The following is a 15,588-nucleotide window of genomic DNA, read 5'->3' as shown; positions in this document are numbered from 1 at the left end:
TATTATTATCTGGGCATAACTAAAAAACTCGCAGACTTTCACTGTACCTTACTCAATTTTATTTTCTCTAAAACATTAGCACAAAGGTCTCCTTGTTTTATTTTATTAAGGAAACTTTATGCATCAAATTCATTTTTTTCGTCCAACGCTATTAGCGTTAAGCCTTGCTTTAGCTGGTTCAAATGTTCAAGCATCTATGGTTCGCAATGATGTGGACTATCAATATTTTCGTGATTTTGCTGAAAATAAAGGCGTATTTTGGGTGGGAGCGCAGAATATTCCAATTTTTAATAAACAAGGTCAGCAAGTTTCAACTATGTTGCCCCATTAGGCTATGCCTGATTTACACGTAGCAAGTCGGGTAAGTGGCGTTGCGACCTTATTTAATCCTCAATACATTGCCAGTGTAAAGCACAACTTAGGTTATGGCTCAGTACAATTTGGTGAAAATAGCAACAATACTGATAATCATCACTTTAATTATCTTATTACAGAGCGTAATAACCACCCTACCCTTGATTTTCATGCACCACGTTTACATAAATTAGTCACCGAAGTTGCGCCAATTTCGTTAAATAATATTGCTTTTGATAATGCTAGAAGGACTGGACCATATAATAATGCATTCTTAAATAAGAATCGTTACCCATATTTTGTGCGACTCGGATCTGGTACTCAATATTTACGCAGTAAGGACGGAAAAGTAAAAACGTCATTAACATCTGCGTATAACTATCTTACAGGCGGTACACCACTTAAACCTAATAGCTCAATGGATAATTGGGTGCTATTTAACGGTGATCTTTATGATACGTTAGGAACCTATGGATTGCCAGGAGATAGTGGTTCTGCGCTTTTAACCTATGATGCTAAAGAACAACGTTGGGTATTAGTAGGAGTATTATCAACTTATGCAGGTTATGATAGTTCAAATAATATCTATACAATTATTCAGCCCGATACCATTGAAAAAGCATTCAAGGATGATGAAATAACCGTCCAGCTAAATGCCAAAAGAATAACTTGGGATAATAAGAATAATGGAATAAGTATTTTACAAGTTGGTAATCAGAATATTACCTTACCAGTTGCTGACTTGACTAAGAAAGCTCAGGATAATAATCAATTTCGCCCTTCATTAGAAAACGGTAAGACAATTCATTTTCAAGGAGGAGACGGCTCAACATTGATATTGAAAAACAATATTAATCAGGGTGCGGGGGCGTTACATTTTAATCAGAATATAACCGTTCAAGTTGATAACAATGATTATACTTGGCTTGGTGCAGGCATTGTGGTGAATGGCGATAAAACTGTTCATTGGCGCGTAAAAAATCCTATTAATGACCGTCTGTCAAAATTGGGAACAGGTACGCTATATATTGATGGTCAAGGTAAAAACCTAGGCGATATTAGTGTGGGTGATGGTACAGTTATTCTTGATCAAAAAATGCTTAATGGACAGCAACAGGCCTTTAATCAAGTTGGAATTACCAGTGGCCGGGCAACTGTTGTACTGGCAAATAACAAACAGGTTAATCCAGATAATATTTATTTTGGCTTCCGAGGAGGACGTTTAGATGTAAATGGAAATAATCTAACTTTCCATCGAATTCAAAATGCAGATGAGGGTGCAAAGATTGTTAATAATAACCGCACTCAATCTGCCGACATTCACATTATTGGTCGAGATGCTCTTACTGAACAAAATATTGAATGGGTAAAATGGGGACAAGAACCAACATCATCATTAGCTATTTATGAATACAAAAATAATTATAGAAATAACCGATTAGATTATTTCCGCCTAAAAGAAGGAAAAAACCCACGTGCTTATTTTCCTTGGGATATGGAAACAACAAATGACTGGGAATTTTTAGGTAACGACAGACAACAAGTTATAAAGAATGCACTTGCTCAAGAAAATGCAAAAAAACATTTAGATACCTTTAGTGGTTTCCTTGGTGAGTATGATTCTCAGCGTTATAACGGTGCATTAACGTTTAATTACAACCCGAATTATCACAATAGTGTGCTTGTTTTGAATGGAGGTACTAACTTAAATGGCAATTTGAACATATCTGCGGGTCATTTAGTGCTTTCTGGCATCCCAACTCCGCATGCTTACGATCATTTAAGCCAAAAAGAAGTCATAGATGAAAATAGTTGGATTAATCGTCAATTCAAGGCTCATGAATTTAATGTTTCAGGTAATGGCAAATTAGAAAGTAGTCGTAATGTGAGCTTGTTAGAAGGGAATATTAATACTCGTCATCAAGCTCAAATCCAACTCGGTTTTACTCAGAATAAATCCAATGAGTGTATCCGTGCCTCATATACAGGAGTAACGAGTTGTACTGAAAATAAAATACTAAGTCAGGTAGCCTTTGATAGTGTTCCTGTAACAGTAGTAAGTGGTAATATCGATTTAAAAGAAACGAGTCAATTTAATCTAGGTAAAGCGCATTTAGTGGGGCGTGTAAATGCAACACCGATGACTCAAATTCGTTTACAACCCTATAGCCAATGGATGCTAACAGGTAATAGTACGGTGGGAAATCTCGAATTTTCACCAAATAGTCAAGTTACATTAAATACGGGCTATGATGAGCTAAATAAGGATTATCGTGGTTGGGTACAATTTAATGAATTGACAATAAATGGAAAATTGACGGGTAATGGGCATTTTCGTTTTTTAACTAATGTTGCTGAACGTCGTGGCGATCATATTACAGTAAATGGACTAGCATCAGGAGCATATCTTCTTTCTGTGAAAAATACGGGGAGAGAACCCAATGAGGTAAACCCATTAAGTTTAGTTAAATTAAATCATCCTGAACAAGCTATTGGGGATGCGCAATTTTCTCTTGAAAATGGCTATGTCGATTTAGGGGCTTATCGTTATATTTTAACAAATCGTAGCAATGATTATCGATTATATAATCCGTTACGTGATGCAGAATTACATTCTCAGGATAACAACCAATTAATATTAAATAGTCAGCGTGAATTTGAATCAGTTCAGAATAAACTAAATAGCAAAAGACTAGAGCTTGCTAATTTAACTCGTGAATATAGTCACGCACAAAAACAAAAAACAGAAGATGATGCTCGGATTGAGCGTTTGTTAGCTGATATTCGTCAAACTAATAATCAAATTGATAATGTTTTTTATGAATATAATCGTACTTGGCGTATTCGCTTTATTAAACGTCGTAACTTATATAACCAATTTACTCAATATAAAGCACGTTTGGAAAATCAACGTAATGAGTATCGAGGCTTAAGAGCTCAGGCAGAAAAGAGTGAAAATCAAGCTCAAAAATTACTGCAAATGCTAACTGGTATGAGAAATACTGTGAATACGCTTTCGACTCAATACGATAAGTTACAAGCAGAATTTAATCGTTTGAAAAATGATTCACAAATGAATAAGGCAAGTTATGCACAGTGGCTCTGTGAAGTTCAAGGGCTTTCTTCTGATATTTGTCGTAAAGTTGCAAAAGTGGCAGATGAAAGTGGTATTACTGCATTTGAGGCTGAAATCGATGCAAACATTATACGTGTAGAATCAGCTCAACAAACTTTAATTAATGCTCAAACTTCTGGCAATCAAAGTGCGGTTAATTCTGCGCAAGTTTCCTTGAATGAGGCGGTATTAGCATTACTGAATAGCCTTGAAAAGGCTTATCAAACTGAGCAGGAAATTCAGCAATTTTTAAGTTCTCAACCTTCGACTGTTGCACTGCCAGTGCAAGCTCAGCTTATCAGTCGTTATTCCAATACAGCTTTATCAGAGCTTTCTGCAAATGTGAATTCAGCATTACAAATTGGGCGAAATTTAGATCGTCATTTATTAAGCAAAAATAAATCGAATGTTTGGGTGAATACCGAAGTAAGTAAGAAAACTTATCGCTCTGACTATAATCGTCCATATAAGCAAAATTTAACTTTAACTCAAATCGGTGTAGCACAGGCATTAAATTCGACCATACAAATTGGTGCGGTGCTTTCTCATTCTCGTGCAAATAATGAGTTTGATGAAAATGTATCAGGTACAAGCCGACTAACTACCATAAATAGTTTTGTTAAAGGTGAGTGGAATAATGGTGTCTTTGCAAGTTTTGACTTAGGTTATGGGCACAGTCGTAACAATATAAAATTTGATGAAGAAAACAAAACGTTCCACCGTAATATTTTTAGTGCAGGTGGAAATATTGGGGCTTCTTTGGACTGGGGAATTCACGTCACACCTTCAGTTGGTATGCGCTACTACCTTCTATCTAGCACAAACTACCAATTAGCAGGCGCGAATATCAACAGTAAAACGTTACATTTAACGACTTATCGTGCTGGTGTAATGTTAGATAAAACGTTTGATATAAATGGTATAAAATTCACCCCAAGTTTCTCAAGCAATTACTATGATGCTACTCAAAGAAAACTTGCCATTGACGGTGTATTAAGCATCAATGATGTCGCATTAAAACAACAATTCGGACGTTATTTTACTCATGAACTTGGTTTTAGTGCTCAGATGAAACAGTGGAATATAAGCACGAATATTGGAATGCTTAAGGGCTCTGATATGGCACCACAGAAATTCGCTTCATTAAAGGTCGGCTTTACTTGGTAGAAGTGCGGTAGAAATTTAGAGCAAAATAAATACTAGCTTTAAGGACTGATGACGATATTTATCGGACTCAGTCCTTTTTATTTTGTATTTTTTAGGGTGAGGTTTCTAGATTGGAATAAAAAATCAGCCATCAAACAATGGTTATATAGTCCCATGTTTGATGGCTGATGAAGATTAGTTTTAATTTTTTTGAATATTAATGACTTGCTTTAGGCAATGCCTTTCCAATTAAAATGCTTGCAACTAACATCACTAAAGTCGGAACCAACCAAGCCATTCCTTCAGATGAAAGAGGGAAGTGTTCCAATAATGAATTAATGCTTTCTGGTAACATTTTAACGTTATTTAAGCTATCACATAAACTCAAACAAACAGTTACGATTAATGTGCTGTTGTATGTAAATTTTATTGATGGGAGTTTTTTGCGTAAGAATTGCAATAATACAAGCACAATAGCTACCGGATAAATTAATAGCAAAGCCGGAATCGTTATGCGAAGTAGATCCGTTAAACCATATTGTGAAACAGTGATTGTCATCGCGGTAAAAAGTGCGGCCCAGAATGGGTAAGAAAAACGCACGGAGAATTTTGAAAAATAGTCAGCGGCAGCACTCGTTACACCAACAAGAGTTGTTAAGCTCGCTAATACAATAATACCCGCCATAATCCAAGTCCCAGCAAAACCGAATAAGACATTTACATAACGAGAGAAAATTTGTCCGCCATTAGTTGCACCTTCTGCAACCGCAGCACTAGTCGCGCCTAGATAGAAAAGCGAAAAATATAAACCCGCAAGTAAGATGACCGAAACAAATCCTGCTGAGATAGTGTATTTCACGATATCTTTGGGTTGAGTTACATTTTTTGCTGCAAGTGCGCGAGCGACGATTCCACCGAAAGCAATAGCTGCGAGTACATCCATAGTTTGATAACCACTGGTTAAGCCGATTAATAAAGAATGGCCATTTTCATACGCTTTACTTGGCGCTTGAATTTCAGATAAAGGTGAAATGAAGACAGTGACAGCTACCGTAACTAATAACACAAGCAATGCTGGTGTCATGAATTTACCAACACTTGAAATAATGGTATTTGGGCGAATCATAAAGCCCATCGCGATTAAGTTAAAAATGAGTGAAAAGAGGAAACGAACGCTCGCATTATCTTCTACTAAGCCTAAAGGTAACCATGCCATTTCGTAAGCAACATTCGTGATACGTGGCATTGCAAAGGTGGAGCCAATGGTTAGATAAAGTATAACGAGAAAACCTGTACCCGCCCATTTAGGTAAATCTTTCGTGAGTTCTTCACCACGACCTAAAATAGATACAATAACAAGTGTAATAAAAGGCATTAAAACGCCGGTTAATACAAAACCGAAGGATGCGCCTGCCCAATGCTGTCCAGCAGTGAAGCCTTCCATTGGAGGAAAAATGATGTTACCTGCACCTAAAAATAAGGCGAAGATCATCATTCCTAAAACGATAATATCTTTACGTGAAAACATAATTTTTAACTCTAAAAATAAAAAGGCCTGCATTCTACTACAAAGTGTAGAAAATCCCTATTCTGTAAAACTAAAAATGTGAATTTCGTCACAATATGAAGAATCTTATCGACAATTCGATAAAAATCCCTGCAAAATCCACCGTTCTTTTCCCTTTGAGGGCAAAATATGCTAGGATTCAGTCTTTGTTAATTTTTTGTTATTTATTTTTGGAAGGAGTTTGCGTGGTACAACTGATTCAACGCTTTTTAAAATTAGAATCCGCTGGTGGTATTTTGTTGCTTTTTTCTGCTGCAGTAGCGATGTTGCTGGCTAATTCGCCATTAAGCAGTCAATATAATGATTTTTTGAATTTGCCAGTCAGTTTGCAAATTGGCAGTTTCTCTATTAATAAAACCTTAATTCACTGGATTAACGATGGTTTTATGGCTGTGTTTTTTGTGTTAGTGGGAATGGAAGTTAAAAAAGAATTATTCGAAGGCGCACTTTCTTCCTACCAACAAGCTATTTTCCCTGCTATTGCTGCGGTGGGTGGAATGATCGTACCCGCCTTGGTTTATTGGTTTATTGCAAAACAGGATCCTAGCCTTGCAAACGGCTGGGCTATTCCTATGGCGACAGATATCGCTTTTGCGCTTGGCATCATGGCATTATTGAGTAAGCAAGTGCCATTGCCTCTCAAGATTTTTTTACTCGCACTCGCTATTATTGATGACTTAGGCGCGATTGTTGTAATTGCGCTGTTCTTCTCTCATGAATTAAGTGTGCAGGCTCTAATTTTCTCAGGTGTTTCTATTTTGACTTTGGTTTTATTAAACCGCTTTAGAGTTAGCGCGCTTTGTGCCTATATGGTGGTTGGAGCAATTTTATGGGCATCTGTTTTAAAATCTGGTGTTCATGCGACGTTGGCCGGCGTGATTATTGGTTTTTGCATTCCATTAAAAGGTAAAAAAGGTGAACGACCATTACACGATTTTGAGCACATTCTAGCACCTTGGTCATCCTTCGTTATTTTACCACTCTTTGCATTTGCTAATGCAGGCGTTAGTTTTGACGGTATTGATGTGAGTATGATTTCGTCGCCATTATTATTGGCTATCGCGTGCGGTTTAATTATAGGTAAACCAGTCGGCGTTTTCGGATTTAGTTATATTTCCGTTAAGTTGGGATTAGCTAAATTACCGGATGGAATCAATTTTAAACAAATTTTTGCGGTCGCAGTTTTATGTGGTATCGGCTTTACGATGTCAATGTTCTTAGCAAGCCTTGCTTTTGATGCGGATGCTGGAGAAAGTGTCAATACGCTTTCTCGTTTAGGAATCTTACTCGGTTCAACGGTTTCGGCAACGCTTGGGTATTTATTCTTAAAACAAACGACAAAACGAATCTAATCATACACAAAATGCGGTAAATTGATCTGTAGCCCTAAAAATTGGACTAAATAATCGACCGATGACATACAAAGTATGTCAAGAAAAGAAAACTATCTAGACAATGCGGAAATGGAAAGTTTATTTGGTCGATTAAAAACGGAATGTTTTTATAGTTGAGAATTTAACTGTAGCAAGGAGATAATTGATACTGTAGGATATTACTATCATTACTACTCCTTAAATGAACATTCCTTTTTAGCAGATCAATTTACAGAACTTTTGTTTTATAAATTCAAGCAAAATTAGATAATGCAATTTCTAATTTATTGGTTGCAATTATTTCGTTGGTTCAAGAACTTTAGTCACCACTTTCAAATACTCAATCGCCAAGCCCTGTTGCGCAACACTGGCATTAAAAACTAAGTCTTCGGAAAGTACGCCACAAGGTTGCGCTTTCGGTACCTCGCCATTTTCGTAAGCCTCGAAATCCTCTCGCCAATCGCCTTCAAAGTAATAATGTTCTAAGCGTTTCATTTTGGGTAAAAACGCCTGCCATTTTTCCAAAAACTGTTCTGCCTCGGCAAGAAAGCCATTTGCTTCATCTAAAATACTTTCCATTTCCGCAAGCTGGGATAAACGTTCTTTTGATAGCATATTTTTCTCTCATTTTATAAAAGTGTGGTCGGAACAAATTGTATCGCACTTCCATTACAGAAATATATCTTTACTATTAATAACATAAGCTGACAAATCACCTATAAATGTAAAGATTATGTAAAGAATGTAAAAGTAGGTAAATTTCCTTTTTATTGTCTACTTCAATCATTACAATGCGCAACCATGATGTTAGGGAATACCTTTTAGATAAATTTATTTATAAAAGGTATTTAATTTTTTTACACAGGATGATTCATCTGTTTGTTATACAAAGCATGGACGTTTTGTTTCTAGTATTGATTTAAACAGTTGGTAAATTCTTACGAGGCAAATCGGGATAGATTGCCGTTTATCCATTCAACTCTAGGAGAGCATCTTAATGAACAACATTTTTAAAGTAATTTGGAATCACGCCACGCAAACTTGGACAGCGGTGGGGGAATTAGCATCCGCAAAAGGTAAATCAAAATCTGTAAAATTAGCCGCAATTTCTACCGCACTTTTAATGGCTGCTAGTGGTGTTGAGGCTGCAAATGTAGTAAGTAAAGCAGGTGAGTTAGGGCAGTTATCAATTGCAACAGATAAAGTAACAAATCAATTTTTTGGAAATGATAGATATAAAGCTGAAACTAAGTTAAGTAAAAATGTCGCAGGGGCAACGGTAAATGCTTATGATGGTATTGCAATTGGTAATGGGGCCGTTTCTGGTTCGCCAAGTGGTACAGGTGGGAATGGTCATGTTGCGATTGGTTTGATGGCGCAGGCAAGTGCCGGTGGCGCAAATGGTCAGAATGCAGCTGTTGCATTAGGTGCTTATTCATTAGCAACAGGTCAAGGTGGTACAGCTATAGGGGCTCATTCGATTGCCGATGGATTAAATTCAACTGCTTTAGGTAAAGTAGCAAAAGCAAATAATGATGGCGCAACGGCAGTTGGTACGAATACAAGAGCTGAATGGCAAGGTACAGCGTTAGGTAATACAGCCGAAGCTTTGGCTAATTATGCAACATCAATTGGTGTAAATTCTAAAGCAAATTCTCATTCATCAATTTCAATTGGTAGACAGGCTGTTGTTTCAGGTCAAAATGCTATCGGTATTGGTACACAAACTCAAGTGAATGGAGTTGGAACAGTCGCTGTTGGTAGTGGTACAAATGTATCAAGTGCAAATGTATCGACTCTTGGTTCTAATATAACAGTGCCCGCAGGTCGTGATGGCGCAGTTGTGTTAGGCCATGGCAGTGATGCTGGTAAGGATACAGATGTTATTGCGGTACACTCTGCAAAAATTGGCGATAACTCAAAGTTAACTTATACTGGTTTCGCTGGTGATTTGGGCGGAACGAATAACAAAGGAAAAAATCAACCTGCTGCAAAAAATAAGCAAGGTAACTTTGTTTCTGTTGGTTCAGAGGATAATGAGCGCCAAATTAAACATGTCGCCGCTGGCCAAATAACGGCAGACTCAACTGATGCGTTAAATGGTTCTCAACTTTATAGCGTTGCAAAAACGTTAGGTAATGCAGCAGAAGGTCTTGCTGACACTTTAGGTGTAGATTTAAATGAAGATGGTACTATAAAAACTCCATTTAAACATACGTTAAATACAAGCACTTCAAATTATACTGGGGATAAAGTTGCCACTAATGTAACCACTGCACTTACCCAGTTAAATAATTACGTGAACGCTGGTTGGACTGTGGGTGATAATGCTGCTCAAGATGTAAGAAACATTTTACCAAATGGTAAAGTTAATTTTGTAGATGGAAAAGGCACAACTTCAACAGTAACTGAAAATGGTACTAATGGTGCAAACGTTACTTTTAATGTTAAGAAAGATGTAACTGCGAATACGACTACAGGATTAGAAGCTAATGGTTCTAATAATGTTCTTAATGTAGGAGAGAACGGTGTTTCTGTTGTATCTGGCACCATTACTACAGCTACAAAAAATACAAATGGAGAGGTAAAAGCTGACGATGCAAAAGCTAACCAAGTAGCAACAGTTAAAAATGTTGTTGATGCTATTAATAGTGCTGGTTTTATTGTGTCAAATGGTCAGTCTGATAAAAGTGAATTGATCAATGCAGGTAAAACATTGACGTTAAAAGGCGAAAATGGCGTAAATGTAGAGCAAAATGGTTCTAACTTTACTTTCAGCATTGATTCATAAAAACTCTTAGAAGGTAAAACTGGTGGCATTACTGTAAATCAGGATAAAAAAGCTGGTGAAACGGATGCGGGCAAGGCTACCGTAAATGATAATGATGCTACTAAACTTGCTACAGTTAAAAATGTTGCTGATGCGATCAATGGCGCAAAATGGTTTGCAAAAGTTGAAAATTTATCTGACTCAATGAATGTGCAGGCACAAAAAGATCAGAATGCTGATGCTCAAGCCATGGGAGCGGGTGATATTCTAACGTTGAAAGCTGACAAAAACTTAGCGGTAAAACGTGTCGGTGCAAATGTTACTTACGGCTTAGCATCAGAAATTGAAGTTGATAAGATTACTGTGAAAGCTAAAACTGGTGAAACTGTTAAAGGAACCACTGTTGAAAATGGTAAAGTAACTAACTTAGATAATCATTTAACTGCACCAACTAAAGTGACTGGTGGTAATGTAGTTAATGCAACTGAAGTTAAAGCGCCAACATTAACAGATGCACAGAAAAAAGAAGCTGCTACAGTTAATGATGTGTTAAATGCAGGTTGGAATTTAAAAACTAATGGCAATCAGGCTGCGGCTATAACTAATGGTAAAGGTCTTGATTTTGCGAGTGATGATAATTCAGTAACTATTACCCCAACAGTAGATAGCAATGGTAATGCAACAGTTAACTTTTCTGTAAATGCCACCTCTGTTATTAATAATACTAAAGGTACCATTAGCGAGGCTACAACAGAAGATCCTAAAGCAGATAAGGCTGGTCAGGTAACTGTAACGGGTACTCCTCAACCGAAAGCCGATGGCTCAATGGAAACCCAAGAAGAAGCAAATGCTCGTGAGGGTAATAAACTTGCTACTGTTGAGAATGTAGTAAAAGCTATCAACAGCGCAGCAACTTTCGTTAAAGTAGCTGACTCGCAAGAGGTTATCACAGCTTCAACTGCTGATGATAACGGGGTTGCAGTTAAATCTGGCGATACGGTTACTCACACGGCTGGTAAAAACTTAAAAGTAAAACGTGATGGAAAATCTGTAACTTATGCATTAGCACAAGATATTGATGTGAATAGCGTAAAAGCAACAAATGGCGTTACTATCGGTAGTGGTGATAATGCAACTACAATTACATCTAACGATAAAGGTTTAAATCTTGCAGGTAAAAATGGTGCAGAAACCAATATCAATAATGTGAAAGATGCGGATCTTAATTCAACATCTAAACAAGCAGTGAATGGCAGTCAATTATATACAACCAATGTTCAAGTGAATAAAAATACACAGAATATTAATCACGTTGAAGGTAAAGTAGATAATCTTAGTCAAGTTATTAACAACCATGCAGGTGAATTTAACCGCCTAGACAGAAAAGTTAATAAACAAGGCAAAGAAGCCCGTGCTGGTATCGCGGGTGCAAATGCAGCGGCAGCATTACCACAGGTTTACAAACCAGGTAAATCAATGGTTGCGGCTTCAGCAGGTACCTTCAAAGGCCAAAATGCTTTAGCTGTGGGCTATTCTCGTGCAAGCGATAATGGCAAGGTGATCTTAAAACTTCAAGGCAACGCAAACACCAGTGGTGATGTCGGTGCTGGCGTAGGCGTGGGTTACCAATGGTAATAGCGTAATCGTTTATGATTGGATGATCTGCACCCCAAAAGTTGGACTAAACAAACCAACAATTGAGGTGCAGATTTTATTATGGGTAAACAAGCCAATGGAGTAATTTTATATTCAGACCAAGACTCGCGTATCTGATAATAGCTTATCGTCTAATTTTGGCTACAAATCGCATCATTCCAAAGTATGTCTAGAAAAGGAGATAGTTAATACCATAAAGGATTATTGGGATTACTATAATCACTAACGAATTCAACTGAAATTAAAAAGGACTGAATACGATACAATATCGTCATCAGTCCTTAAGTAAATAGACCAGTTTTTTTTGAACTCAGATCAAATTTACCGCACTTTTTTAACACCTATTGTCTAGCTTGAACTTCTGCGTTGGCGTAATCAATGGTAACAACCTTACCAGGTAATAACGCACCAGATAGAATTTGTTGTGCCAAGCTATTTTCGATCTCTTGTTGAATTGCACGTTTCAATGGACGTGCGCCATAAATTGGGTCATAACCCACTTCACCAATGAAATCTAATAAAGCATCGGTAAACACCAATTCGTAACCACGAGTTTCCATACGTTTTGCTAAGCGCTCTAATTGAATATTTGCAATCGCACGAATATTCTCTTTACCAAGTGGATGGAATACCACTGTCTCATCAATACGGTTGATAAATTCCGGACGGAAATGCTGGCTCACCACAGACATCACTAAGGCCTTCATTTCGCTATAACTTTCGTCTTTGCTGCCTTGGATTAAATCAGAACCCAAGTTAGAGGTCATAATCACCACCGTATTACGGAAGTCCACGGTACGACCTTGCCCGTCAGTTAAACGACCATCATCCAATACTTGTAACAAGATATTGAATACATCCGCATGAGCTTTTTCAACTTCATCTAATAAGATCACTGAATACGGACGACGACGAACAGCTTCAGTTAAATAACCGCCTTCTTCATAACCAACATAACCTGGAGGTGCCCCGACTAAGCGAGAGACACTGTGTTTTTCCATAAACTCTGACATATCAATGCGCACCATGGCATCTTCACTATCAAACAAGAATTTAGCCAAAGTTTTGCAAAGCTCTGTTTTACCTACACCTGTCGGACCGAGGAACAAGAAAGAACCAATTGGGCGATTAGGATCGGAAAGACCTGCACGACTACGACGAATCGCGTTTGCTACCGCATCAACCGCTTCTTCTTGACCAATCACTCGTTTATGTAGTTCATCTTCCATACGTAAGAGTTTTTCTTTCTCGCCTTCCATCATTTTTGATACTGGAATGCCTGTGGCTTTAGAAAGCACTTCTGCGATTTCTTCATCCGTGACGCGATAGCGTAAAAGCGTCATTTCTTTTCCTTCGCTGGTTTCAGCTTGCTCGAGTTGTTTTTCAAGCGCAGGAATGCGACCATATTGCAACTCAGACATTTTAGCTAAATCCCCCGCGCGGCGAGCTTGTTCTAGTTCGGTTTTTGCAGTATCTAATTCTTGTTTAATATGTTGAGAGCCAGAAAGCGTTGCTTTTTCAGATTTCCACACTTCTTCAAGTTCAGCATATTCACGTTCTTTTTCAGCCAATTCTTTCTCTAACATTTCTAAACGTTTTCGACTTGCTTCGTCTTCTTCTTTTTGTAACGCCTGTTGTTCCAATTTTAATTGGATAATACGACGTTCAAGGCGATCAAGCGGTTCAGGTTTAGAGTCAATTTCCATACGGATGCTAGACGCTGCTTCATCGATCAAATCAATCGCTTTATCCGGCAATTGACGATCAGAAATATAACGATGTGAAAGCGTTGCTGCTGCGACAATCGCAGGGTCAGTAATATCCACGTGATGATGAATTTCATAACGTTCTTTCAAACCACGTAAGATCGCAATCGTATCTTCTACACTTGGTTCATCCACAAATACTTTTTGGAACCGACGTTCAAGTGCGGCATCTTTTTCGATATATTGACGATATTCATCTAAAGTGGTTGCCCCCACGCAATGTAATTCACCGCGCGCTAGACTTGGTTTTAACAAGTTACCGGCATCCATCGCACCATCGGTTTTACCTGCGCCGACCATGGTATGAATTTCATCAATAAAGAGGATAACTCGACCTTCTTCTTTCGAAAGTTCATTGAGCACCGCTTTTAAACGTTCTTCAAATTCACCACGATATTTCGCACCAGCAATCAATGCGCCCATATCTAATGAAAGAACGCGTTTATTTTTCAAACCTTCTGGCACTTCACCATTAACAATACGTTGTGCCAAGCCTTCCACAATCGCCGTTTTCCCCACACCAGGTTCACCAATTAACACGGGGTTATTTTTGGTACGACGTTGTAATACTTGAATAGCTCGACGAATTTCTTCATCACGCCCAATCACAGGATCAAGTTTGCCACTTTCTGCACGAGCAGTTAAATCAATCGTATATTTTTCTAATGCTTGTCTGCTTTCTTCTGCATTTTGATCGTTCACGTTTTGTCCCCCTCTAATTTGCTGAATAGCTTGCGAAATTTGTTCTTTTTTCGCACCGCACTTTTTCAGAATATCACTGAGTGCACCTCGCTCCTCTAAGGCAGCAAGCAAAAACAATTCGCTCGAAATAAATTTATCTTGGTTTTGCTGTGCAAATTTATCACATAGATTAAGTAAATTAATCAGCTGGCGTGAAAGTTGTACATCACCGCCATTGCCAATAACTTGCGGCAATTTATTTAGTTCAGTCTTTAATTCATTACGCAATAACGCCACATTTACGCCACTTGCGGTTAAAATTGGCGCAATGGAGCCGCCCTGTTGATTTAAAAGTGCGGTCAATAAATGCACGGGTTCAATAAATTGATTGTCTTTTCCGATAGCAAGTGATTGTGCTTCGCTTAAAGCTTCTTGGAACTTTGTTGTAAATTTTTCAATGTTCATACAGTTTCCTCAATTTGGTTTTGGCTTTCGCCGTTTGCTCAAATTAAGTAAGATCGTTTGAATGAATTTCAAGAGAAGAAATGAAATATTTTTGATTTTATCTATCAATAAAAATTTGATGATAGGTTTCAACCTACCAAAATATCGAATAGTGGCACATCCCAATGCTCAGTGGGAAGATTTTCTACTTGCTGACATTGATGCGCTAAACCCACTGGAATAAAAGACTTATTTTGCCAATTCTGCAACGTGCGATCATAAAATCCACCGCCCATGCCAAGGCGATTTCCCTGTTTATCAAAAGCCACCAATGGCGTAAATAAAATATCCAGTTCATTTAATGGCAAAACACTTTGAACATTCAGCTTTGGCTCCCAAATACCAAACTGATTTTGTTTCATTGGCGTATCAGGTAAATAGCGTAAAAACAATAAATGATGTTTAGTAAAAGGATGTAAAACAGGCAAATACACATTTTTGTTTTGTATCCAAAGGGATTGGATTAAGGCTTTTGTCGAAATTTCGCCATCAAAAGAAAAATATAATGCAATATTTTTGGCTTGTCGTTGCTCAATAAGATTTAACGCCTGTTGGGTAACCGATTGTGCTGCTTTTTCCTGTTGAAGTGCGGTTAAATTTGCTCGTATTTTTCGAATTTCAGCGCGGATTTGCTGGCGTTTTTGAATATTCATAGA

Annotated in this window: 6 protein-coding genes and 2 pseudogenes; 4 read left to right on the top strand and 4 right to left on the bottom strand. The window is 37.8% G+C overall.

The window, feature by feature from the left end; translation table 11 throughout:
* The first annotated feature begins 118 nt into the window (after positions 1-118).
* Positions 119-4,636 (top strand): annotated as a pseudogene (locus tag AAX15_RS02665) (S6 family peptidase).
* Between the two features lie 196 nt (positions 4,637-4,832).
* Here AAX15_RS02665 and brnQ read toward each other — a convergent pair.
* Positions 4,833-6,143 (bottom strand): branched-chain amino acid transport system II carrier protein, encoded by a 1,311-nt coding sequence (gene brnQ, locus AAX15_RS02660; protein ID WP_046939040.1) that lies wholly within the window; start codon positions 6,141-6,143, stop codon positions 4,833-4,835.
* Positions 6,144-6,367: 224 nt separating this feature from the next.
* Between brnQ and nhaA the strand changes: the two genes are divergently transcribed.
* Complete coding sequence (gene nhaA, locus AAX15_RS02655; protein WP_046939018.1) at positions 6,368-7,534, top strand: Na+/H+ antiporter NhaA; 1,167 nt, start codon at positions 6,368-6,370, stop codon at positions 7,532-7,534.
* A 318-nt stretch (positions 7,535-7,852) separates the two neighbouring features.
* Here the strand turns inward: nhaA and AAX15_RS02650 are convergent, their stop codons facing one another.
* A complete protein-coding gene (locus AAX15_RS02650; RefSeq protein WP_046939016.1) occupies positions 7,853-8,170 on the bottom strand; it encodes a DUF4298 domain-containing protein in 318 nt (105 codons plus the stop codon).
* A 382-nt stretch (positions 8,171-8,552) separates the two neighbouring features.
* Between AAX15_RS02650 and AAX15_RS02645 the strand changes: the two genes are divergently transcribed.
* Together AAX15_RS02645 and AAX15_RS09710 are read left to right on the top strand one after the other, a co-directional pair.
* Positions 8,553-10,346, top strand: a complete 1,794-nt coding sequence (locus tag AAX15_RS02645) for an ESPR-type extended signal peptide-containing protein (RefSeq protein ID WP_046939014.1) — start codon at positions 8,553-8,555, stop codon at positions 10,344-10,346.
* A 1,368-nt stretch (positions 10,347-11,714) separates the two neighbouring features.
* A pseudogene (locus AAX15_RS09710) lies at positions 11,715-11,960 on the top strand (YadA C-terminal domain-containing protein); the annotation flags it as partial.
* A gap of 362 nt (positions 11,961-12,322) precedes the next feature.
* Here the strand turns inward: AAX15_RS09710 and clpB are convergent.
* Complete coding sequence (gene clpB, locus AAX15_RS02635; RefSeq protein WP_046939011.1) at positions 12,323-14,893, bottom strand: ATP-dependent chaperone ClpB; 2,571 nt, start codon at positions 14,891-14,893, stop codon at positions 12,323-12,325.
* A 128-nt stretch (positions 14,894-15,021) separates the two neighbouring features.
* The gene (locus tag AAX15_RS02630; protein ID WP_046939009.1) at positions 15,022-15,585 is read right to left on the bottom strand and encodes a 5-formyltetrahydrofolate cyclo-ligase; all 564 of its coding nucleotides are present in this window, start codon (positions 15,583-15,585) and stop codon (positions 15,022-15,024) included.
* Between the last annotated feature and the right edge of the window lie 3 nt (positions 15,586-15,588).

Origin of the sequence: Haemophilus haemolyticus (assembly GCF_001008275.1) — a bacterium.
Taxonomy (GTDB): domain Bacteria; phylum Pseudomonadota; class Gammaproteobacteria; order Enterobacterales; family Pasteurellaceae; genus Haemophilus; species Haemophilus haemolyticus_P.
Note: the sequence above shows the minus strand (reverse complement) of the source record. Positions and strands in the feature narration are given on the sequence as shown.

Excerpts from the sequence above, each read along its gene's own strand:
- brnQ (WP_046939040.1), bottom strand. The coding sequence starts at position 6,143 with ATGTTTTCACGTAAAGATATTATCGTTTTAGGAATGATGATCTTCGCC.
- AAX15_RS02650 (WP_046939016.1), bottom strand. The coding sequence starts at position 8,170 with ATGCTATCAAAAGAACGTTTATCCCAGCTTGCGGAAATGGAAAGTATT.
- AAX15_RS02645 (WP_046939014.1), top strand. The coding sequence starts at position 8,553 with ATGAACAACATTTTTAAAGTAATTTGGAATCACGCCACGCAAACTTGG.
- clpB (WP_046939011.1), bottom strand. The coding sequence starts at position 14,893 with ATGAACATTGAAAAATTTACAACAAAGTTCCAAGAAGCTTTAAGCGAA.
- AAX15_RS02630 (WP_046939009.1), bottom strand. The coding sequence starts at position 15,585 with ATGAATATTCAAAAACGCCAGCAAATCCGCGCTGAAATTCGAAAAATA.